General features: G+C 46.1%; 15 protein-coding genes. 3 read left to right on the forward strand and 12 right to left on the reverse strand.

Annotation, left to right across the window (positions count from 1 at the left end; genetic code table 11):
* The first annotated feature begins 70 nt into the window (after nt 1-70).
* Entirely contained in the window at nt 71-496 is a 426-nt protein-coding gene (locus tag FEM55_RS21105) for a (deoxy)nucleoside triphosphate pyrophosphohydrolase (protein ID WP_138283370.1), read from the forward strand.
* Here the strand turns inward: FEM55_RS21105 and FEM55_RS21110 are convergent.
* On the reverse strand, nt 479-1,840 hold the full coding sequence (locus FEM55_RS21110; protein ID WP_138283371.1) for a dihydroorotase: 1,362 nt from the start codon (nt 1,838-1,840) through the stop codon (nt 479-481). The two genes, FEM55_RS21105 and FEM55_RS21110, sit on opposite strands and share 18 nt — an antisense overlap.
* A gap of 224 nt (nt 1,841-2,064) precedes the next feature.
* On the opposite strand from FEM55_RS21110, the gene FEM55_RS21115 reads away from it, so the two are divergent.
* Nucleotides 2,065-2,598 carry a ComF family protein gene (locus FEM55_RS21115; RefSeq protein ID WP_229209365.1) on the forward strand — a complete coding sequence of 178 codons (534 nt, stop codon included), beginning with the start codon at nt 2,065-2,067 and terminating at the stop codon, nt 2,596-2,598.
* Between the two features lie 54 nt (nt 2,599-2,652).
* Here the strand turns inward: FEM55_RS21115 and FEM55_RS21120 are convergent, their stop codons facing one another.
* Nucleotides 2,653-3,918, reverse strand: a complete 1,266-nt coding sequence (locus tag FEM55_RS21120) for an SUMF1/EgtB/PvdO family nonheme iron enzyme (protein ID WP_138283373.1) — start codon at nt 3,916-3,918, stop codon at nt 2,653-2,655.
* Nucleotides 3,919-4,014: 96 nt separating this feature from the next.
* Nucleotides 4,015-7,365, reverse strand: a complete 3,351-nt coding sequence (gene mfd / locus FEM55_RS21125) for a transcription-repair coupling factor (RefSeq protein WP_138283374.1) — start codon at nt 7,363-7,365, stop codon at nt 4,015-4,017.
* A gap of 483 nt (nt 7,366-7,848) precedes the next feature.
* Between mfd and pnuC the strand changes: the two genes are divergently transcribed.
* Nucleotides 7,849-8,469 (forward strand): nicotinamide riboside transporter PnuC, encoded by a 621-nt coding sequence (pnuC, locus tag FEM55_RS21130; protein ID WP_138283375.1) that lies wholly within the window; start codon nt 7,849-7,851, stop codon nt 8,467-8,469.
* On the opposite strand, the gene FEM55_RS21135 is transcribed toward pnuC, so the two are convergent.
* The 9 genes from FEM55_RS21135 to FEM55_RS21175 all read right to left on the reverse strand — a co-directional run bounded on the left by FEM55_RS21135 (nt 8,462) and on the right by FEM55_RS21175 (nt 22,119).
* Nucleotides 8,462-8,908: a barstar family protein gene (locus FEM55_RS21135; protein ID WP_138283376.1), complete on the reverse strand. Its 447-nt coding sequence runs from the start codon at nt 8,906-8,908 to the stop codon at nt 8,462-8,464. The genes pnuC and FEM55_RS21135 overlap by 8 nt on opposite strands.
* Nucleotides 8,909-8,980: 72 nt before the next feature.
* Nucleotides 8,981-9,886, reverse strand: coding sequence for a sugar phosphate isomerase/epimerase family protein (locus FEM55_RS21140; protein ID WP_229209366.1), 906 nt, complete (start codon nt 9,884-9,886; stop codon nt 8,981-8,983).
* A gap of 63 nt (nt 9,887-9,949) precedes the next feature.
* Complete coding sequence (locus tag FEM55_RS21145; RefSeq protein ID WP_138283378.1) at nt 9,950-11,446, reverse strand: c-type cytochrome domain-containing protein; 1,497 nt, start codon at nt 11,444-11,446, stop codon at nt 9,950-9,952.
* Between the two features lie 51 nt (nt 11,447-11,497).
* Nucleotides 11,498-11,818 carry an L-rhamnose mutarotase gene (gene rhaM / locus FEM55_RS21150; protein WP_138283379.1) on the reverse strand — a complete coding sequence of 107 codons (321 nt, stop codon included), beginning with the start codon at nt 11,816-11,818 and terminating at the stop codon, nt 11,498-11,500.
* A gap of 82 nt (nt 11,819-11,900) precedes the next feature.
* Nucleotides 11,901-13,373, reverse strand: a complete 1,473-nt coding sequence (locus FEM55_RS21155; protein ID WP_138283380.1) for a DUF1501 domain-containing protein — start codon at nt 13,371-13,373, stop codon at nt 11,901-11,903.
* A 50-nt stretch (nt 13,374-13,423) separates the two neighbouring features.
* Nucleotides 13,424-16,177 (reverse strand): DUF1553 domain-containing protein, encoded by a 2,754-nt coding sequence (locus tag FEM55_RS21160; RefSeq protein WP_138283381.1) that lies wholly within the window; start codon nt 16,175-16,177, stop codon nt 13,424-13,426.
* A gap of 149 nt (nt 16,178-16,326) precedes the next feature.
* Nucleotides 16,327-17,913, reverse strand: a complete 1,587-nt coding sequence (locus FEM55_RS21165; RefSeq protein WP_138283382.1) for a RagB/SusD family nutrient uptake outer membrane protein — start codon at nt 17,911-17,913, stop codon at nt 16,327-16,329.
* A 12-nt stretch (nt 17,914-17,925) separates the two neighbouring features.
* Nucleotides 17,926-21,021 (reverse strand): SusC/RagA family TonB-linked outer membrane protein, encoded by a 3,096-nt coding sequence (locus FEM55_RS21170; RefSeq protein ID WP_138283383.1) that lies wholly within the window; start codon nt 21,019-21,021, stop codon nt 17,926-17,928.
* A 279-nt stretch (nt 21,022-21,300) separates the two neighbouring features.
* Nucleotides 21,301-22,119 (reverse strand): phytanoyl-CoA dioxygenase family protein, encoded by an 819-nt coding sequence (locus FEM55_RS21175; RefSeq protein WP_138283384.1) that lies wholly within the window; start codon nt 22,117-22,119, stop codon nt 21,301-21,303.
* Between the last annotated feature and the right edge of the window lie 39 nt (nt 22,120-22,158).

Raw genomic sequence — 22,158 nt, forward strand, 5'->3', positions numbered from 1 at the left:
TTTTAAGAATTAAATGTATATTAACAATTGATGTAGTACTTTTGCGGTAAAATTTACTGTAACTGCCTCTATGATTGAAGTATTTGTTTCTGAAAAGTTAGTAGTGAGAGTGCCTTGTGCTGTGATTGAACATGAAGGAAAAATACTGGCAGGTCAGCGTAGCGCAGCATTATCGTTCCCGCTCCAATGGGAATTTCCAGGCGGCAAGCTGGAAAAAGGAGAAACTGACGAAGAAGGTCTTATCCGTGAAATCAGGGAAGAACTGGATGTAGAAATCGAAATCATTCACAAGCTCCCGGTTACGGTGAAGGATCAGGGCTGGCGTGAAATCGTTCTTGTCCCATTCGTATGCAGGCTCCGCTCTCATGTAATTACGTTAACCGAACACGAGCAGGTTCTCTGGCTAAATCCCGAAGAACTGCCTTCCATTGACTGGACAGAAGGAGATCTGAATATCATTCAGAATTATTACGATTACTTATCGATCAAATTGTAATCTTTTTCCTTTTCCTGCTTCATCAAACATGCCGTTTTCAAATACGAGATTACCTGAAACGAAAGTATGCGTAACGGCAGACTGGAAGTTGGTTCCTTCAAACGGAGACCAGCCGCATTTGGAATAAATGTTGGACGTTTCCACTTTTGTCGCTGCATTGGTATCCACCAGAATCAGATCGGCCCAGTATCCTTCTCTCAAATAACCCCGGTCTTTGATCTGAAAACAGTCTGCAACGGCGTGGCTCATTTTTTCTACAACCCTTTCTAAAGAAATTTTTCCTGTTTTACTTAATTCCAGCATCACATTCAATGTATGCTGCACAAGCGGCAGTCCGGAAGGTGCCTGCCAGTAAGGCTGTGCTTTTTCCGCAATCGTATGCGGTGCATGATCCGTAGCAATTACATCAATGCGATTGTCCAGAACAGCCTGCAGAATAGCTTCTTTGTGATGCGGTGCCTTGATTGCCGGATTGCATTTTATTTTATTGCCCAAACTGTGATAATCCTCTGCATCGAACCATAAATGGTGCACGCAGGCTTCGGCCGTTACCAATTTCGGATTCCCGTCGGACAAAAGAATTTTGCCGTCTTTTCTAATTCCCGGCTCAAACAGGAATACTTCGTCACCTGTTGAAATATGCAGGATATGCAGTCTTGTATTATGCTTGTGCGCCAGTGAGGTTGCAAAGGAAGATGATTTAAGACAGGCTTCCTCATTCCGGATCAGTGCATGAATGTTGTAAGGAACATTCTCGCCGTATTTGCCTTTAAAAAATTCCATACGCTGCCGTACAGTCGGCTCGTCTTCACAATGCGTTGCAATGATGCATGGCGCATTTGCAAATAACTTTTCCAGAACCTGCGGCGCATCCACGAGCATATTTCCCGTTGAAGACCCCATGAAGATCTTGATGCCGCAGACTTCCGCCGGATTCGTACGCATTACTTCGTCGTAATTGTCATTGGAAGCACCCATAAAAAAGGAGTAATTGGCGAACGACGTTTCAGAAGCAATCTGGTACTTATCTTCCAGCAGTTGCTGTGTCAGCGTGTTCGGAACGGTATTCGGCATTTCCATGAAAGAAGTTACACCGCCTGCAACTGCCGCTTTCGATTCCGTATGAATATCGGCTTTATACGTTAATCCGGGTTCCCTGAAATGCACCTGATCGTCAATAATGCCGGGCATCAGGTATTTGCCGCCAGCATCAATGACGCGGTCAGCCTCTGAATGCTGCAGATCTTTTCCGATCCTTTCGATGTGACCATTCCGGATTAATACGTCAGATTCCTGAATAGTGTTTTCATTTACTACAAGTGCATTAACGATCAGCGTTGTCATTCCCGATTATTTTTTCTGTAAAGGTATTGAGTCGCCTCGAAATTCATTCATAGATATTACTAAATATGCGCATTAAGGACATTTTGCACGATTTTGTTGATTTGATATTTCCGAAAAACTGCGAAGCCTGTCACAACGGACTCATTGGAAATGAAGAAACTAAATGTACTTCCTGCCGGATTTTACTTCCCAGAATTGAAGCTGACGGACTAAACAGCGAAGCTATGAATTTCAAATTTGCAGGCACTCCGGAAATTGTTTCAACACATTCCTTTTTGTTATTTACCAAAAAAGGCAAAGTTCAGCAATTGCTTCATGCGCTGAAATACAAGGGCGTCAAGGAAGTTGGCTTGATGCTGGGATTTATGTTCGGGCAAGAAATGGCAGCTTCCGGCATACTTCCCCCGGCAGAACTGATTATCAGCGTGCCATTGCATGAAAAGAAGAAGAAAAGCAGAGGCTATAACCAAAGTGACTTGCTTGCAGAAGGATTTTCCAATGCAACCGGCATTCCATGGTCCGGAACAATACTGAGCCGCACAAGGCATACGGCCACTCAAACCGGAAAGTCAAAAACGGAAAGGCGTGAAAATGTGAAAGGTGTATTTTCAGTCAAAACAGAAATAACAGTCCAAAGCGTAATTATTATGGACGATGTTCTGACAACAGGCGCAACGCTGGAAGAATGCGTCCATGCATTGAAAACTGCCGGATGCATGGAATTCTATATTCTTACCATTGCACTGGCAAAACACTGAAATAAAAAAAGCCGCTGCCCGAACGGACAACGGCTTCAATAATAATATATGCTGTTATTCTTTGTGACTTCCGGTCGCGATCATGGCACAACGGAAACCAACCATAGCTGTTGCAGAATCCTGATCCATGTAACGACGTGTTCCGGGAGACAACCAGTAAGCAACATCCGCCCAGGAACCGCCTTTGTAAACTCTCAGGTTATCGGTTACAAGCGAATTGTTGTTTTTGGTATCATAACTTTTTGCTTCATCCTGATATCCGTCACGACGGAAAGAGTTCAGGTCATTTACGTCATTGTTTGAAAGCGGACGATAAACGTCATATACCCATTCGCTAACGTTTCCAGCCATGTCATAAAGACCATTGTCATTGGCCGGATATGAACGTATTTCCTGTGTAATAATAGCGCCGTCATTGGATTTTCCTGCAATACCCGCGTAATCACCAGGACCACGTTTGAAGTTGGCAAGCATGGTGCCCTGTTTACGGCCACGCGGCTGGCGCATGGTTGAGCCGTCCCAGGGATAAATTCTTGAGTTGGACTGATTTTCATCCGAATACTGCGTTCCGATCATCGCAATGGCAGCGTATTCAAATTCTGCTTCCGTCGGAAGGCGGTATGGAGGCATTACGTATCCGCTTTCAATTCTAAGCTGAGGAGCAGCTTGTGTAGTTGCAACCGCTTCTGCCTGAGCAGCTTCTTTTTTCTTTTTACCAAAAGACAATCCTCTTTTCTTTCCTCCGGCCGCTGCCGCCGCACCTGCTGTATTATTAGCCTGGCTTACTGCCGCAGTACGCCATTCGCAATAATCATTGGCCTGAACCCATGATACGCCCACAACCGGATACAAACGGAAACCGGGATGACGAAGGTACATGGTGACATAGGAATCGTTAAAAGACAATTCATTGAACCATACGTTGGTATCGGGAAGAGCCTTGTTGTAAAATTCTTCGGAAGAATCGCGCTGAACCGCATTCAGGTATTCCAGATAGTGAACGTTGGCTACTTCGGTCTGATCCATGTAAAAAGACTGAATACTTACCGTTCTTTTTGGATTATCCCTTCTGCTCATTACATCTTCTTCCAGAGAACCCATTGTAAACCGGCCTCCTTCAATATAAACAAGGTCAGGACCGGCAGGCAATGCTTTGTACTGTTTTACCTCAAAGCCGTCTTTACCATTGTAAGCCAATCCTGTTTTGGAACTGGTTTTACCTGGTTTAAGGCTCGTCGGTTTCTTGTTTTTACTACATGAAGTAGCCGCTAATAACACAATCAGAACCAACGCGATCGACCGGATACCCATCTTTTGCATGCAAATCATTGCTTTAAAGTAACTTAAGTGTTTTGGTATTTTAATAGTATGCGAATCCGCAAATGTATGAAATGAATCGAAATTATAATTTATAAATCAATTATTGATCATTTCCATCAAAATATTTCTGGCCTGATCAATGCTTTTTACTTCTTCACAAATCAACATCAATTTGCCTTTCTGATCTTTTAAAGCGATCTTTTTCGGATGTTTTTTAATGTAATCAATGACTTGTCCGAACTTAGGCGATTGAAAGAATGCATCGTTCTGCGAAGTAACGAAGTAGCCTTTCATCGTATTGTTTTTCAGCGTCAATTTTTCAAAATGCATACGTTCAGCTTCCCAGCGCAACCGCACCGTTCTGAGAAGATCTTCCACTTCATGCGGAACGGGACCAAAACGGTCCAGAATCTCCTGCTCGAATTTGCTCAGCTCTTCTTCATTTTCCACATTGTCAAGGCGGGTATATAACGACAGTCTTTCCGAAATATTTTTAACATAATCGTCCGGAATCAAAGTTGTAAAATCCGTTTCGATCTGACAATCCGGAACCAGTTTCTGAGGCAAGCCGAGTGCCGTTGAAAAGAGGTCTTTAAACTCGTTATTTTTTAATTCGCTAACGGCTTCGTCCAGCATTTTGTGATATAACTCGTAACCAAGATCGTTTACAAAACCGCTTTGCTCGGCTCCAAGCAGGTTTCCGGCACCGCGGATATCCAGATCCCGCATGGCTACTTTAAAGCCGTCGCCAAGTTCTGAAAATTCTTCCAGCGTCTGTAACCGCTTGCGCGAATCGCTTGCCAGCGTGGATACCGAAGGCGTCAACAAATAACAGAATGCTTTCCGGTTGGAACGGCCAACGCGGCCACGCATCTGATGCAGATCGGATAAACCGAACATATGCGCCGAATTAATGATGATCGTATTTGCATTAGCAATATCAATTCCGGACTCAATAATATTGGTCGAAACCAGCACATCGTATTCGCCTTCAATGAAATTGACCATGACTTTTTCCAGCTTGTCGCCGTCCATTTGCCCGTGTGCAACACCAATTCGTACATCGGGCACCAGGCGCAGGATGATATTGGCGATGGATTCAATGTCATTGACCCGGTTATGAACAAAAAATACCTGTCCGCCGCGCTGTACTTCAAAGCTGATCGCATCGCGGATGAATTCCTCGCTGAACGTATGCACTTCCGTTGTTACCGGCTGACGGTTAGGCGGAGGCGTAGCAATGACGGAAAGATCCCTTGCACCCATCAAAGAAAAATGCAGCGTTCTTGGAATCGGCGTAGCCGTCAGTGTGAGCACGTCCACGTTTACGCGCATTTCTTTCAGGCGGTCTTTGGCCTTCACACCGAATTTCTGTTCTTCATCGACAATCAAAAGCCCCAAATCCTTGAACTTGACGTCTTTGTTCAGAATCCGGTGCGTTCCGATCAGAATGTCGATTTTTCCTTCTTCGGCTTCTTTCAGAGTTTCCTTGATCTGCTTCGCAGATTTGAACCGGTTGATATAACCAACCTTTGCAGGAAAATCGCTCAGACGCTCGCTGAATGTTTTGAAATGCTGCATGGCCAGGATTGTCGTCGGCACGAGCACGGCAACCTGTTTGCTGTCACAAACCGCCTTGAATGCAGCGCGAATCGCTATTTCCGTTTTACCAAAACCGACATCGCCACAAACGAGCCGGTCCATTGGATGCGCTTTTTCCATATCTTCTTTCACATTGGAAGTTGCCGTGGCCTGGTCGGGCGTATCTTCATATAAAAAGGAGGATTCCAGTTCGGCCTGCATGTAATTGTCGGGAGAAAACGGGAAGCCAGGTGCCTGCCGGCGTTTGGCATACAAGGCAATCAGCTCGTGCGCAATGTCTTTGAGCTGCTTCTTTACCCTGGACTTTTTAGCTTCCCACTCGCCTGAACCGAGTTTGCTCATAGCAGGCGGTGTGCCTTCTTTTCCCGTATATTTGGCGATTTTATGCAGGTTATGCACACTTACATAAAGCAGGTCATTATCGCGGTAAATAAGCCGGATTGCTTCCTGTTCCCGGCCGTTCACATCTTTTCGCTCCATGCCGGCAAAGCGGCCAATGCCATAATCTACGTGCGTTACAAAATCGCCGGGCTGCAAAGATTTCAGTTCCTTTAATGTAATCGCCTTGGACTTGCTGAATTTTTCCTTTAACCGGTATTTGTGGAAACGGGCAAAAATCTGGTGATCCGTATAACAGGCTACTTTCATGTTGTCGTCCACAAATCCTTCCCGCAGGGAAATATGCATGGGCCTGAATTTCACAAACGGGTCCAGATCTTCAAAAATCCTTTCCAGGCGGTCGAGCTGCTTGGGCTGTTCCGCAACAATGATATTGATATATCCTTTGGACTGATTTTCTGACAGATCGTCCAGCAACCTTTTGAAATCCTTGTTGAAAGAAGGCTGCGGTTTGGAGGAATACGGCAGTTTGTTTTCGGTTTTAAAATAAGACCTTTTCCCAAACTCCACCGTTTTGAATTTCTTGACCTGATTCAGAAATCCTCTGCGCGTTTCGAAAAGATCCTGCGGATTGGAGACGATCTGAATACCGCCGCCTGTCACTTCTTCGAGTGCTTTTTCGGCTTTTTCAAAACATTTTTCAATTACTTCAAACGTAAGATCGGCATCCTTGAACCACAATACCGTTTCTGCAGGAAAGAAATTCAGAAACGATTCGCGGGATTCATGCGAGAGCTTTTGCTGAATGTCGGGGACAATGTTGATCTGTTTGGCGCTTTCAATCGAAAGCTGCGTATCCGGGTCAAACGAACGAATGCTTTCGACTTCGTCTCCAAACAACTCAATCCGGAACGGATGCTCACTCGCAAACGAAAAGACATCCAGAATTCCTCCGCGAACCGAAAATTGTCCTGCCTCAAAAACAAAATCGGTTATTTCAAATCCATAACTCGTCAGAAATTCGGTCAAAAACGAAGGATCCAGCTTTTCACCGACTTTTACGGAAAAAGTATTGGCTTTCAGCGACCGCTTGTTGATCACCTTTTCGAACAATGCTTCCGGATACGTCACGATCTGAATGGGTCCCGTTTTGGCAATGCTCAGTTTGTTCAGGATTTCTCCGCGCATCAGTACATTGGCATTATCCACTTCTTCGTAATGATACGGCCTTTTGTAGGATGTCGGATAAAATAATACCTCCGTTTTGCCAATCAGGTTCTGCAGATCGTTCTGAAAATAAGCAGCTTCTTCCCGATCGCTCAAAATATAAACGGCCGGCCCTTTCTTTTTTTGCTGAATGGAAGCAGCTATAACGGCATCCAGACTTCCAACGAGTCCTTTTATTTGCACATGAGCAGCGTCCTGACTATCGGATGTTATCTGCGAGATGAGGATATCGAGATAACTATCGCCGCCATACAGTTTTAATAAGTCTTTAACTTCCAAGCAATTTTCTATGATAAAGCGAACTTAGCCGCAGTGAATGTAAACGCAAAAAGCCGTTTCAGGATTTCCCCCGGACCGGCAAAAGAACAACAATGGTTTATTCAATTTTGTTTGTACCATTGCTATTTACTAACAAAAATAATCTGAAAAACATTTTCGTAAAAAGAGAGGATTTACAGAAGCAAATTTAATATGGATGTGCAGGGTTCGGCCACGGAGTGGCCCCCTGTTTATAGCCAGTGCATGTAAGTGTAATGGAAAAAGGAGGCTCCTGCGGAGCCGCCTAACATTCGCCACACGTTCTTTCTACAAACAGAGGGCTCCTCCGGAGCCTCCAAATCAAACGCCTCACATTTTTTCCTAGAAACAGGCGGCTCCGCAGGAGCCATATAACATTCGCCGCATTTTTTTCTACAAACAAACAGCTCTTCAGGAGCCTGCAAACTCTTAAACCTCTATTTTTACAATTTACATTCCCAATACATGACAGACTGGCTCAACCAAACCGTTTCTCTTGGCGGCATTGCAACTACTTATCTTGAAATTCTTGGATTTTTGACCGGAGCCGTTTGTGTTTATCTGAATACGCGCCAGAATGTGCTGGGCTGGTTTTTCGGCATCGTCAATGCGATATTATATGCAATTGTTTTCTGGCAGGTGCAGCTGTATGCCGATATGGGATTGCAGGGATATTACTTTCTGACAAGCATTTACGGCTGGTGGATATGGAAATTCGGAGGAAAAAGCCATGACGGTATTCGGGTAACCCGAACGCCGGCCCGGTTATATCTGATCTTCGGAGCTGTTTTTATAACTGCTACCCTGCTATGGGGCTATCTATTAGGCCGCTTTACCAATGCAAGTCTTACTTATGCCGATTCCGCGTTAACCGTTGCCAGTCTGATCGGGCAATGGATGATGGCGAGGAAGTATCTTGAAAACTGGATTTTGTGGATCATAGCGGATGCCTGCTATGTATTTATGTACTTTTACAAAAGCCTGCATCTCACCGCTATTTTGTACGCAGTGTTTCTTGCGCTTGCCGTTATCGGTTATGTTCAGTGGAAAAAAGATATTGGTCAAAAACCGGTTGCAGCTAGCTGAAAACGCCGAACGGAATTTCCTGTTCCTGAAGTAATGTTCGGATGCGCTGCGAATCCTGAAAAATGATGTTCAGTTCCTTTTTGGAAACGCCTTCCTCCTCTTCATCCAGCCATTTCCAGTCTTCTGCGGTTGCATCAAGCATGTCTATAACCGAAAGGATTTTTTCTTCCGACTTTTCTCTGGAAAGCCACTCAGCAGAATGGTCAATGTAAATAATCACTTTCTGTTCCTTGATCCATTCCAGATCATTAAGCATTTCATCCAGCTCATCCAGATTTTTGCCGGAATAATCCGGAAACTGCATGGCAGCGGCAATCTGCTCATGAAAATCCTTTATGGAAGCCGCTTTTTTGCCGTCAATATATGCGATGAAAGATCCGAGGAATGACTTCCGGATGTCGGTTTCGCTTTGTGCAATCAAAAAATGTGCATTTTTCATGAGTCAAGCCGGTTTTTAGCAAAGCTGCAAGTTATGGAAAATACCGTTTTAACAACAGACAATCCGCACCGCTTACCGGATATATCTTTTTCTGAACAAATGCATCATATGCACATTAATCGCCCATTGGTCTGCAAGCGGCTGATTGGTATAAGGAAGCGTCGGAAGGTAATTGGGCGGGCCAAATTCCGTTAAAACCGTAAGCGTTCCACCGCTTTTGACTTTCTGCTCCACAACCGCATCCCACCAGCCAAGATGCGCTTTCACAGCCGCTTCCCATTCCGGCGCACGCGGATCATTTACCTGCGGGCCTTCTTCATGGCCGATCCGGGAATGTATATGACCAACACGCGACAGCGCGAAGCGAACCGTTTCCTGCTGATCCTGAAGCAAACTTTCATGCACATTGCACCAGTGTGAAATATCCAGCGTCAGCTTCAGTTCAGGATTTTTCTCTATAAAATTCCGCGTAATATGCGCTGCAAAAAGCATACGTCCGCGATGCGTTTCATGGTAAATCGGAATCCCGCTTTTGGCAGAAGCTTCGGTCGTATGGTCAATAAAAGCTTTGTTCTGTTCGTAAGTAAAAAAATCTTTTCCGCTGTGACAGTTTATGTACAAAGGCTTTTTGTCAAATTGCGTCGTTGCTTCATTAATCGATTTTCTGAAAGCATTCAGATGAACCGCATAGTCTCTTTCTCCCGATCCGCACAGATACCCGACTTCCAGATCATATTTTTTCAATGCTGAAAACAGTTCGGTTTGCTTCTCCTTTGATGACGGCCACCACATTTCAATGCCGTCATAGCCTTCTTTTTTAACCGCGGCACAAAAGGAATCCGTTGTGCCTTCGTAGCCCCAGTTTGTGCCCAGTATTTTTAAAGACAGTTTATTTTCAAACCGGAACGGCGCCGCATGCGCATCGGCGATGGCTTCAAAGCCTGTTAAAACTCCTGCGGTTGCTAAGGCGGTGCTCATAAAATTGCGGCGGTTCATTTTTTAAAATAATAGATCTTGAATATCAATAAGTTATTAGATTAACTAAGGTGCTTTTGCCGTGGCTTTCAATGCTGTTGAATCTCCGGCTTTTAGAAATTTCGAGATTGCAGCTTCATTCATGCCATTCACGATCAGGATTTCCGGATGGCGTTTACTTACACGGCTTACTGCGCTGTCCGTCACTGCAGACTGCCATACATATACGGATCGCAGCCCCTTCTTGGAAGCAATATTTTCCAGACCGGCGTCGCTTATTTTTGTATCAACAAGATTGAGATATTCCAGCGACGGCAAATTTTTCAGCTCCTTCAAACCCGCGTCTGTTACCGCTGTATGCTCAAGATGTAATTTGCTGAGGTTTTTGAAACCCGAAATGGCTTTTAAACCTGCATCCGAAATTTTGGTTTTACCCAGTTTAAGCCAGGCAATCTGCTCCGAAACGTTCGACAGCAATGCAATTTGCTTATCGTCAAAGTTCGGTGCGTTTACCGCACTTACTTCCAGCAGGTTCAAGTCCTGAGATACTGCATTCACGATCAGGCCCGCTTTTCTCAGAGCTTCCATATCCGTTTCCCTGGCCGCAGGCACTTTCACGTTCAGGACCATTGATGTGGATGTCGCTTCGTTTCCCGAACTTTGTCCGCTGCCAAGTGACGTCAATGCTTTTTTTACTTCTTCCGTCGCTTTCAGCTCGGCTACTTTTTTATCTGCGGCAGCACCTTGATCAATCCACCAGGAAAGCAATGCAATCTGTTCATTCGTCAGCTGCGGCTTTCCTTTCGGAGGCATGTGATCGTCGTCACTTTCCGGAAGCAGGCAACGTTTGATCATGTCACTTTCGGCGCTTTTTCCGGCAATGAATGCCGGACCGCTTTCCCCGCCTTTCTGAAGCAGCGCAAGCTGATCCATTCTTAAGTCGCCTTTCTGTTTGCTGGCATTATGGCATTGTACGCAGCGCATTTCCAGGATCGGCTGAACAATATCCTTATAAACAACTGCCTCCTGAATATTTGCAATCGGCTTTATTTCAATAACCTGTTCTTGGGCAGGCGGTAAGCCGGCTATGTTCCGCAACGGCGCGGGCATGTACTGCGTGAGGTAATCCTCGCCGTGTGTAAGCGATCCGCCATCGTGCCCGGCGGTCATGGTAAGCAGAAGCGAAATGGCAAATGCAGGGATATAAATCTTTGTTAGCAATGGTACAAACCTTCTCAAAAGCTCCGATTTTACCAGCCATGCAATCCAGGCGAATGCAGCCACGCCTATTCCCTGCCATTTATGGTCATTGAGCAGCTCTTCATCATAACCTCCGCCCAGGGATAAAAGATAGCCTGCTATGCAAGCCAGCGTTGCACCGATCGCCGATAAAAACAGAATGAATGAAATAGCTGACTGACTTATGTTTACCTTACCCGTACGCCGCCCGATCTCGAGCAATGCAGCCAGGATTATAAATCCGATGGGTAAATGAACAAAAACCGGATGAAATCTTCCAATAAATATTGCCCAGCCGGAAGCTTGCAAAAAAGGATATGGCATGCTTAAGATTCAAAAGTTAGGGTTTAATAAAAAACATAAAAGTAGACTGTATTACAGGCGGAAAATTTCCGGGCAGGAAACGGTTTTAGGTGAATTGTCGTCATTTACTTCCATCAAGCCGGCCATGTAATCCCACCATTTTTTCATAATCGGCAAAGAGGCAAGGTCTGCGGTACTGTCATTTTCTCCGAGTTTCTGAAACGCAAAGAGCGCGAGTGTTTCTTCATCCAGAAAAATATAATATTCCCGTATGCCGGCATTTTTGAGCAGTTCAGCCAGTTCCGGCCAGATTTCATCATGCCTCTTTTTGTATTCTGCTTCATAACCCGGTTTCAACTGCATCCGGAATGCTTTTACATATTCGTTTCCCATTAACAAGCCGTTAGTTAAATCACTGTGATTTATATTTAAAACGTTTTTTTCAAGTTAGTTCTTTAAACACATCCTTTCAGATTCAGGCAATTACTTCTTTTACGACTTTTCCTGCGGTATCGGTAAGCCGGAAATTTCTTCCCTGGAAAGGATAAGTGAATTTTTCATGGTCAAAGCCCATCAAATGCAGGATTGTAGCCTGCAGATCGTGCACATGCACGCGGTCTTTTACGCCGTAATAACCCAGTTCATCCGTTTGTCCGTGCGAAAAGCCTTTTTTGACGCCGCCGCCGGCCATCCACATCGTAAATGCATCCAGATGATGATCCCGGCCCATATACGGCATTACTAATCCGTTGCGGTTTTCCTGCATCGGCGTCCTTCCGAATTCAGCGCCCCACACAATCAGCGTTTCTTCCAGCAATCCTCTCATTTTCAGATCCTGGATCAATGCGGCAATCGGCTTGTCGGACAAGCAGCATTTGTTCCTTAGTCCCCCTTCCACATTGTCGCCGGCGGAAGTTCCATGCCCGTCCCAGCCCCAGTCAAAAAGCTGTACGAAACGGACGTCATTTTCAATCAGTTTGCGGGCAAGCAGGCAGTTCATGGCAAATGTTCCTTCGCCGGGCTTCACACCGTACATATCCATAATGAACTGCGGCTCTCTGGAAACATCCATGACTTCCGGAACCGACATCTGCATGCGGAACGCCATTTCGTACTGACTGATACGCGTTAATATTTCCGGGTCCTGAACATCTTCGTAAGTCTGACGATTGATTTCATTAATTGCTTCAATGGTCTGCTTGCGCATGTTGCGGTTCATCCCGTTCGGATCGGTTACATACAAAACCGGATCGCCGCCTGTACGGCACTGAACGCCCTGATAAACAGAAGGCAGAAACCCGCTTCCATAAACACTTTTACCTGCGTCTGGCTGCCTTCCGCCCGATGCCAGCACGATAAATCCGGGTAAATTCTGGTTCTCGGAACCAAGTCCGTAAACGGCCCATGCGCCCAGGCTTGGCCGTCCGAGCCGCGCACTTCCGGTATGCATCAGCAATTGCGCCGGCGCATGATTGAACTGATCCGTATGCATCGCCTTCATGAACGTAATTTCATCGGCGACGGTCTGCAGATAAGGAACATAATCGGACATCCACGCGCCGGATTGTCCGTATTGAGCAAATTTTCCCTGCGGCCCGAGCATTTTCGGAACGCCCTGAATGAAAGCAAATTTTTTACCTTCCAGAAACTCGGCCGGACAATCTTTGCCGTGATATTTTTCCAGTTCCGGCTTGTAGTCAAATAGTTCAAGCTGCGAAGGCGCTCCGGCCATATGGATGTAAATCACACGCTTGGCTTTCGGTGCAAACTGAGGAATCCGGGCTTGGGCAGTCTGTTCACCAATCGTTTTTTTGCCGGAACTGTCACACGAACCCAGCAGAGAGCCCAAACCCAGAGCGCCCAATCCAAATCCTGCGGACTGCAGAAAATGACGCCTCGTCTGACGGTGCAAATCTGCATGCTGAAGTTCTTTCAGTAGCTTTTCCATTTCGTTGTCATTTATAAATGAGCCGGATTTTGTAAAAACATTTATCCTGCCTATTCTTTTGTAATTACATTGTCAAGATTCAGCAATACATTGGCCGAAACCGTCAGTGCAGCCAGCTCAGGTGATTTTTCTTTGGCATAAGTCAGGATGCTGTCCACTTCCGACGGTTTATTTTGGTAAACACCCAATGCTTCTTTGTAAATTTTTACAAGCACATTCAGGTTTTTAGGTGCAATCGGCTGAAAAGTAAGCATGCGGTATCCTTCCGAAAGCTGCTGTTCCGGCGTTTTTCCCCTTTTCTTCATTGTCGATGCCAGTTTTTCGGCTGCTTCCAGATAAACGGGGTCGTTCAGCGTAACCAATGCCTGCAAAGGTGTATTGGTCAGTATTCTTCTGGATTGGCAAAATTCCCGGCTCGGCGCATCAAAAGTGGTCATGGAAGGATATGGCGCCGTGCGTTTCCAGTACGTATAAATGCCTCTGCGGTAACGGTCCGGCCCTTCACTTACAACCCAGCTTTCGCCGCTGTAAGGCGACTGCCATATTTTGTCCGGCTGCGGAGGCATGACGCTCGGGCCGTACATTTTTCTGGAAATAAGTCCGCTGCACGCCAGTGCCTGATCGCGGACCTGTTCTGCACTTAACCGTACGCGTGGGCCGCGTGAAATCCAGACATTATACGGATCTTTCTCTGTTCTTTCCTTGTCCGATCTTGAACTTTGCCGGTACGTAGCCGACATTACAATTCTTTTCAAAAGCTTTTTCACACTCCAGTGATCCTGTTCCATGAACTGCACGGCAAGCCAGTCCAGCAGTTCGGGATGTGAAGGCTCGCTGCCCTGCGATCCGAAATCTTCAACCGTTTCCACAATGCCCCGGCCGAAAAGCTGTTCCCAGAAGCGATTTACAACCACGCGTCCGGTAAGTGCATTATCACGGCTTACAATCCATCTGGCTAGTCCGAGCCGGTCTCTGGAATAATCTTTTGGCATTGGTGCCAGCAGCTTTGGAACGTCCGGCTTCACTTCCGCTCCTTTCACCATCCAGTTCCCTCTTACAAATACATTTGTTTTCCGCGCAAAATCATCTTTTCCTTCCCAGATTACCGGCATACTTTCAGTAGATTTTGTCAGAACAGATGCATAATCAGCTACGATTTTTTTGTAATCCGGCTGCTCTGCGCCTGGCAGTGCCTGCTGAAAAGAAATCCATGTTATTCTCAGCCATTCTTCAGGTGATTTCGGACTTTTCAATGAAAGATAAACATCATGCTTTCCGGAAACCTTGGAAACAGGTGCTATCAAGACGGTATCCCGCGCCGGCACTTTAATCGTGGAAATTACAGGCCCGTCGAGTTTATCCAGATGAAAACTTAAGACGGCATTCTCAGCCTTTGTGGACATATTGATCACAAGGCTTTCGACTCCGGTCAGATCAACATTGGAAATCCTTGCATTGCCTTTATCTTTTACGCCGTAATAGGAAATCAGCAGCGCCGTGGACTGATCGCCTTTTACAAAGTTATGGGCATTGATCTTGGGTTCCATGACACGCATGAACTGTGTTTTTTCTGCAATCTGTTCTGGATCGTATTTCCGGATCCAGCTTTTTACGCGCTCTACACGCGCTGAATCTTCTCCTTTGTAAAACCGCAGTTTCGGCCATTCGTCCCAGACATCTTCATCTCTGGAATTATTGAAAAACGCCATATACTTGTAATAATTTTCATGCGGAATCGGGTCGTACGGATGGCTGTGACACTGAATGCATGCAAACGTTGTTCCCTGCCATACTTCCCACGTTGTATTTACGCGGTCAATCTGAGCGGCAGTACGAAACTCTTCGTCATCGGTTCCGCCTTCGTTGTTTGTCATCGTATTTCGGTGAAAAGCCGTGGCGATCAGGTTCTGTTCTTTGGGAAAACCTTCTTGATCTTTTTCCAGCAAATCGCCCGCCAGCTGTTCAATGGTAAACCGGTCAAACGGTTTGTCGTCATTAAATGATCTGACAACATAATCGCGGTAAGGCCACATCATTCTGCCGCCGTCGCTTTCATAGCCTTTGGTATCAGCATAACGCGCAAGGTCCATCCACATGGAAGTCCATCTTTCCCCGTATGCAGGCGATTTCAGCAGGCGATCCACTACTTTTTCATATGCATCCGGCGATTGGTCCTGCAGAAAATCATGTACTTCCTTTTGCGTGGGCGGCAAACCGGTTATATCCAGACTAACGCGCCGGATCAGGGTTGCTTTATCTGCTTCCGGAGAAACGTCCAGTTTCTTTTCCTTCAATTTCTGAAGAACAAAATAGTCGATCTCGTTTTTGATCCAGCTATTATTTTCAGAATCAAACAGTCCGTACAAATTCCAGATATTTCCCGAAGCAGGCACTTCGGGTTTTTCAATGCGCTTGTAAGACCAGTGCGTTTCCCATTTTGCACCTTCATTGATCCATTTTTTCAGAATACTGATTTCATCGTCGTTCAGCGGAGTGCCATTCTTTGGCATTTTTTCATCCGGATCATTGCTGAGGATGCGGCGTATCATTTCGCTTTCTTCGGCATGGCCGCGTACAACGGGTATTTTGCCGGATTTGCCCGGTTCCAGCATTTCATGCTCAAACAGAAAACTGACGTCTCCGGCCTTTTTCACTCCGCCATGACAGCTCATGCAATGCTTGTTCAGAATCGGCTTGACCTCCGTATTGTAATCTACTTGATGGCCAAACCAGTTCTGAATCCATGAAAAGGAAGATACGAAGACGATCAGCACGCCAAGGCCGATCAATATTCTGTTGTTCATGATTCCATTCATTAACCCTTGTACTTTTAACGAACCAAAAGTGCTTATTGATACGCTAATTTGTTGTATATCAAACAACAAAAAGAATTCACTTTTGATTACCTACTTATGTCCGGTTGCATTTGCAAGCCGTAATTGTCAATCCGGCGTCAATAGCCTGCATTCTGTTCAATGGCCGGATTAGCATCCAGTTCGGCCTGCGGAATGGGCAGCAGGTATTTGCGGTTGGCCACAAAAACCCTGTCTTCCACTTTGATTTTTGCTCCGTTCCACGTTACGACGCCCGTTGCATTGTTCATCGTTCCAAGCCTCGATCCGTAAACAGGGCCGTTCAAAGCCTGTGCGCCAATATCCCATCTCTTTATATCCCAGTAGCGCAGCCCTTCAAATGCAAGCTCGATTCTTCTTTCCCGGCGGACAAGTTCTCTCAGCTTTGCCTGCGTGTTGTAAACCGTCCTGTCCACTGCCGGCATTTTGGCGCGTGCCCGGATCATATCCATCGCGTCATAAACATCCGCGGTAATCTGGCCGGATTCAATGGCAGCTTCCGCGTAAGTCAGCAGCACTTCCGCCAGCCGGATCACCATCACATTGGCGTCGCCGTTGTTCAGCAATGCTTCCGGAACGATGGTCGTATATTTCAGCACATTATAGCCGCTTTTCGGCGCCGACGCACTCTGGTAAAAATCAGGGCTTGACAAATCCAGCGTGTTGAAAAATCTGCCGTTATACTTTGCCCCGGAATACAGAATAGTCATTCCCAGGCGCGGATCGCGGTTTTCAAACGGTTTGTCAGGATTGTAAAGCGCTGATTCCGTGATTGTTTTTCCATCTTTCATCTCATACGCATCCACAATGCTCTGGACTGCCGAAATGGACGACCAGCCACCTTCCTTGGAAGGAAGAATATGCTGCCAGATGTTATTGGCATACGTGTCCTTAATATACTGAATTTCCAGCACGGACTCCATATTATTGCTTTCATTTTCAACCTGGAACAATCCGAAATAATCCGGATAAAGCTTGTAAACTCCGTTCTTGGCCATATCCAGCACTTTTTTGGAATCCGCCATGGCATCGGCATATTTGCCTTCATACAATTCAAGCCTTGCTTTCAAAGCCAGCGCGGCACCGCTCGTTACATGGCCGCCCGACTGACGCATGTTTTCAGCCGGAAGAATTTTGGAAACCGCATCCAGCTCGCTCAGAATAAAACTGACAACTTCTGCTTTCGGCGTTTTACCGATTTTGGCATCTTCAGGATTTTCAATTACTTCGGTCACCAGCGGTACGTCGCCATAGAACTGCACTTTCCGGAAATAATCGTAAGCACGCAGAAAGCGGGCTTCGGCCAGCATTTTTTCTTTTTTCTGCGCGTCCATTTCAATCTGCGGCACTTTTTCAATAAACTGGTTATACTTTCTGATCAGCGTATAGTTAAAGTAATCCTTGCCAAAATTGGATGCATTGGCTTGTCCGTTGCCTAAAACCTGCACGTTGTCCCACGCATACTGTGAAAACCCGTTATCGGTCATCAGGTCCCACCAAAGTATGTTCGTATGCTCTTCCCATTTGTTATAGATGCCTGCAAGTGCCATTTCAGCATCTTTTTCTGTTTTCCAGAAAGTCATGTCCGATAATTTGTCGGTTGGGGAAACATCCAGAAATTTTTCACCGCATGAGACCGTCAGGAAAAAGGAAAATGTCAGGCATATTACTTTGTATATGATTTTCATGGTCGTCGGAATTTAGAAATTGATATTTAAACCAGCGGTGTACACTTTGACATTCGGATAGCCAAACTGCGCATTTTCAGCACTTTCGGGATCAAATCCGCTATCCAGCTTCGTAAATGTGAGCAGATTCTGGCCGCTCAGATATACTCTCAAAGAGCTTATTTTAACGGCTTGCAGTACTTTGGGAGAAATACTGTAACCAATCTGCAGGTTTTTAAGTCTCAGGTAACTGGCATTTACAACGCTGAAACTGGAAATGGCGTAATTATGCCATTGACTTACATGCGTTTTCGGGAATCTTGCATCCGGCGTTTCCGGTGTCCAGCGATCCAGGTGTTTGGTTTGCGCCTTGTAACCGTTTACAAATGCAAACTGAACCTGATCCTGCAGATACTGCTTTACATCTGCCGCGCCCTGGCCGAGCACAACCAGATCAAAGTTTTTGAAACGTGCAGTCAGGTTCAGTCCGTAAGTAGTTTTGGGAATATCGCTGCCGAGATCAATGCGGTCGTTGCCGTTGATGACACCATCGTTATTCTGGTCCTTGAAAATAAGGTCGCCTTTTTGTACGGGCGAACCTACTACTTTCGGCAAAGTCTGAACCTGCTCGTCTGTCTGGTAAAAACCGGCTGCTTCGTAACCGAAGAAAGCATTCCACGGATAACCTTCGGCCTGAATCCGCTTGGTCTTGGCCGGATTTGCATATTTCTCTACGTTATTGCGGTTTATTCCGACATTGAAAGAAACGTTATAGGAAAAATCGCCCAGCCGGTTCGCATGCCCGATCACCAGTTCAATGCCTTTGTTCCGCATCGCACCGGCATTGACAGTCGGCGCGGGCAAACCGTAAATAGATGAAACCGGCACGGCAACGAGGATATTGTCCGTATAACGGTTGTAATAATCAGCCGTAAGCGACAGTTTGTTGTTGAACAAAGCAAGGTCTGCGCCTATGTCGAAAGTCGTACTTTTCTCCCATTGCAGATTTGGATTTGCCGCCACCTGCTGCGCTGCGCCGGCATTGATACCGCCGTTGAAAGGATAATTTACGCCCAATGCAACCGTCGGAATGTACAGGTAATCGTTGATGTTGTTGTTTCCGACCGAACCGTAAGATCCTCTTAATTTAAGATCGGAAACGACTTGTACATTTTTCAGGAACGCTTCTTCTGAAATACGCCATCCTGCCGAGAAAGAAGGAAAAACGCCCCATCTTTTGTCTGCTGCAAATTTGGACGAACCGTCGTAACGCACGCTGGCTTCCAGCAGGTATTTTCCCTGATAATCGTAATTGATCCTTCCGAAATAGGAACCCAGCTTGCTTTCGTAACTAAGACCCGAAGCCGTCATTCCTTCCGTTGATCCTGCATTTACGTCCGTAAGCTCATTGCTGGGCAGGTTTCTGCGGAAAATGCCGTTTTCGCGGTAGTTATAGGTTTCGCGCGAAGAACCCAGAAGCACATTCAGGTTATGGCTGCCGAAACTCTTTTCATACGTCAGAAAAGCTTGTAACGTAATCCTGGAATTTCTGAAATTATCATCCCGGACCGAATTCGGGCCCTGGTAACTGCCGTCGCCGTAAGTAAGGTCTTTCAGATGCGTTTTCTTGTCGTTGAAGTAAAAATCCGCCCCGGCTGAACCTCTCAGTTTGAGTCCTTTAAAAATAATCAGTTCGGCAAATGCATTTCCCATGCCGTTGGAAATCTGGTCTTTGATGGAGCCGCCGTTTTCAATCCATGCATTTGGGTTTCCGTCCAGATACCGCATCCACGAACCGTCGGGATATTTGTTGGGTACCGTCGGCGGAATGCGGTTGGCATACACAATGCTGAAATTCAGTCCCTGCCCGGTTGCAATGGCCGAAGGCTCGCTGATTCCTTGGCGGATAAACGAAGAAGTAAGGCCCACGGAAAGCCTGTCCGAAATTTTACTGTCGAGGTTAAAACGGACATTATAACGATCGTTGTCCGTGTTTTTAATTAACCCTTTCTGATTCAAATAGCCGAATGACAACAGATATCTGGAAGCATCCGAACCGCCGGAAATGCTCAGATTATGCGATTGCTGGATTCCGGAGCCTTTGTAAAGCAGATCGAGCCAGTCCGTATCCGGATAATTGGCAGGATCCGAGCCGTTACGGAATTTTTCAATCTCTGCTTCGGTAAACCTCGGCTGCTGGCCTTCGTTGACAAGCCCTTCGTTCAGCAGCTTTCCGTATTCATAAGAACCCAGATAATCGGGAAGATTGGTCGGTTTCTGCATGCCGATGTATGCATTGTAACTTACAACGGGCTTGCCGGACTTTCCTCTTTTGGTTGTTACCAGTATAACGCCGTTTGCTGCCCGTGAACCGTAAATGGCACCGGCAGAAGCATCTTTCAGTACACTGATGCTTTCTATGTCATTCGGATTCAGGTTTTCCATGGAAGAAATAAGCCCGTCCACAACCACCATCGGCGAAGCATTGTTCATGCTGCCAACGCCGCGCACCCGGATTTCGCCGGTGTCCCTTCCCGGCTGCCCGGATCTCTGCACAACGGTTACGCCCGGCAGTACGCCCTGCAAGGCACTCGACATGTTGGTAACTGGTCTGTTGGCCACTTGGTCCGCACCAACAGTCGCAACGGCTCCGGTAAGATTGATCTTTTTCTGCGTTCCGTAGCCGACAACGACCAGCTCTTTCAGCGCCGTATTTTCCGGAACAAGGCTTACGGAAAGATTGGACTGGCTGCCCACTGTAATTTCCTGCGTTACATACCCTACAAAACTCATCACAAGCACGGCCGATTCGTCCGGCACATCCAGCTTAAACATTCCTTCGCTGTCCGTCGTGGTGCCTTTCTGGGTTCCTTTGAGCACGACGCTTACGCCGGGCAGCCCGGCGTTGCTTTCGTCTGTTATTTTACCCGTAACCTGAATCAACATTGCCTCCTGATTTTCAGAAAACACGGTTTCACCTGCTTGCCTTTTCCAGTCATTTGCTTCATGCCCTGCGTAAGTAAAACCTGCAAAAGCAACCGAGAAAATAATCTGGGCCAGTGAATTTTTCATCAGCGCGTACAAGGACGCACAGCAATTTGATTGTCGAAGTTTTTGCATCGTTTTCATTCAGGTTAGCGGTTAAGTGATTTAGTATTATCGGATCGGCAGTGTGGGATTTGTGAAAAAAGTCCGGCTTTTATTATATAAACACTTACTGGAAATCTCTTTCTGAAAACAGGTTTTCCTTACTAAGTTTCACTTCGTGTACGTTCACGATTTATCCAGTGCTTATAGCAAATGCATTTTCATCACCCTTTTGAAGGCAGCGAGCAGGTTTTGTTCCGGACTATGATTTTTACTGAAAAGATTTTTGAAACGCAGCAGACTGAAAGACTACTTCTGAAATTACAGGATCAAAGGATTTAAGCTGGAATCGAGCAGACTTCCGGTTGGCAATCCGCTCATCCAGCGCTGGCGGTCCGCTTCCTGATGTTTGTTCTGAGGCTCGGTAACCGATGCGCCGTCTGCAACAAAAATGATCGTCATTACTTCACGCATAATATCTTCGGACTTGTTTCCGGGTGCCGAATGCAGCGTCCAGCCATAATGCCATGTTGCATCGCCGGCATGCATGGTTTTGGCGCGTGAAACCTGAAATCCTTTTTGCTGGATGTATCTTTCGAGCATGGCCTCAGATTCATCCGAAATAGCCACATTTTCTACAAATCCGCTTTCATGAGACCGGGAAGCAAATGTAAGCATGCCCATTTCTTCGGTAATGTCGATAAGCGGCATCCACATGGTAACAGTGTTATTGGTATCCACCGGCCAGTAATACTGATCCTGATGCCAGGGCGTAAAGCCGCCGCCGGGCTCTTTGTACAATGCCTGATCGTGATACATACGTACATTTTCTACGCCGAGCAGGTCTGCGGCGATTTTACCAAAACGCTTTGCAAGGGAAAAATTCCTGACCTGCTCATCCACTTCCCACAAATTGGTAATCTGCAGAAACGCTTTTCCGTAAGTGTCTCTGTCTTTCAGACTGCGCTTTTCCGTATTGTATTCTGTTGCCGCACGATTGATTACGTTCCGGTAATAAGCGACTTCGGTTTGATTGAGGATGCCGGGAATGAGCACATGCCCGTTTTTTCTGAAACTTTCAATCTGGCTGTCGTCAATAGTCTTGAAGCCAGCCAGATCAGGAGCAGTTAAAGTTGTCATTGAAGAAAATAGGGGTTTAGGAATAATTAATATCAAATT

Source organism: Dyadobacter sediminis, from assembly GCF_005860765.1.
In the GTDB taxonomy this organism is placed as follows: domain Bacteria; phylum Bacteroidota; class Bacteroidia; order Cytophagales; family Spirosomataceae; genus Dyadobacter; species Dyadobacter sediminis.

Excerpts from the sequence above, each read along its gene's own strand:
- FEM55_RS21105 (WP_138283370.1), top strand. The coding sequence starts at position 71 with ATGATTGAAGTATTTGTTTCTGAAAAGTTAGTAGTGAGAGTGCCTTGT.
- FEM55_RS21110 (WP_138283371.1), bottom strand. The coding sequence starts at position 1,840 with ATGACAACGCTGATCGTTAATGCACTTGTAGTAAATGAAAACACTATT.
- FEM55_RS21115 (WP_229209365.1), top strand. The coding sequence starts at position 2,065 with ATGAATTTCAAATTTGCAGGCACTCCGGAAATTGTTTCAACACATTCC.
- FEM55_RS21120 (WP_138283373.1), bottom strand. The coding sequence starts at position 3,918 with ATGCAAAAGATGGGTATCCGGTCGATCGCGTTGGTTCTGATTGTGTTA.
- pnuC (WP_138283375.1), top strand. The coding sequence starts at position 7,849 with ATGACAGACTGGCTCAACCAAACCGTTTCTCTTGGCGGCATTGCAACT.
- FEM55_RS21135 (WP_138283376.1), bottom strand. The coding sequence starts at position 8,908 with ATGAAAAATGCACATTTTTTGATTGCACAAAGCGAAACCGACATCCGG.
- FEM55_RS21140 (WP_229209366.1), bottom strand. The coding sequence starts at position 9,886 with ATGAGCACCGCCTTAGCAACCGCAGGAGTTTTAACAGGCTTTGAAGCC.
- FEM55_RS21145 (WP_138283378.1), bottom strand. The coding sequence starts at position 11,446 with ATGCCATATCCTTTTTTGCAAGCTTCCGGCTGGGCAATATTTATTGGA.
- rhaM (WP_138283379.1), bottom strand. The coding sequence starts at position 11,818 with ATGGGAAACGAATATGTAAAAGCATTCCGGATGCAGTTGAAACCGGGT.
- FEM55_RS21155 (WP_138283380.1), bottom strand. The coding sequence starts at position 13,373 with ATGGAAAAGCTACTGAAAGAACTTCAGCATGCAGATTTGCACCGTCAG.
- FEM55_RS21160 (WP_138283381.1), bottom strand. The coding sequence starts at position 16,177 with ATGAACAACAGAATATTGATCGGCCTTGGCGTGCTGATCGTCTTCGTA.
- FEM55_RS21165 (WP_138283382.1), bottom strand. The coding sequence starts at position 17,913 with ATGAAAATCATATACAAAGTAATATGCCTGACATTTTCCTTTTTCCTG.
- FEM55_RS21170 (WP_138283383.1), bottom strand. The coding sequence starts at position 21,021 with ATGAAAACGATGCAAAAACTTCGACAATCAAATTGCTGTGCGTCCTTG.
- FEM55_RS21175 (WP_138283384.1), bottom strand. The coding sequence starts at position 22,119 with ATGACAACTTTAACTGCTCCTGATCTGGCTGGCTTCAAGACTATTGAC.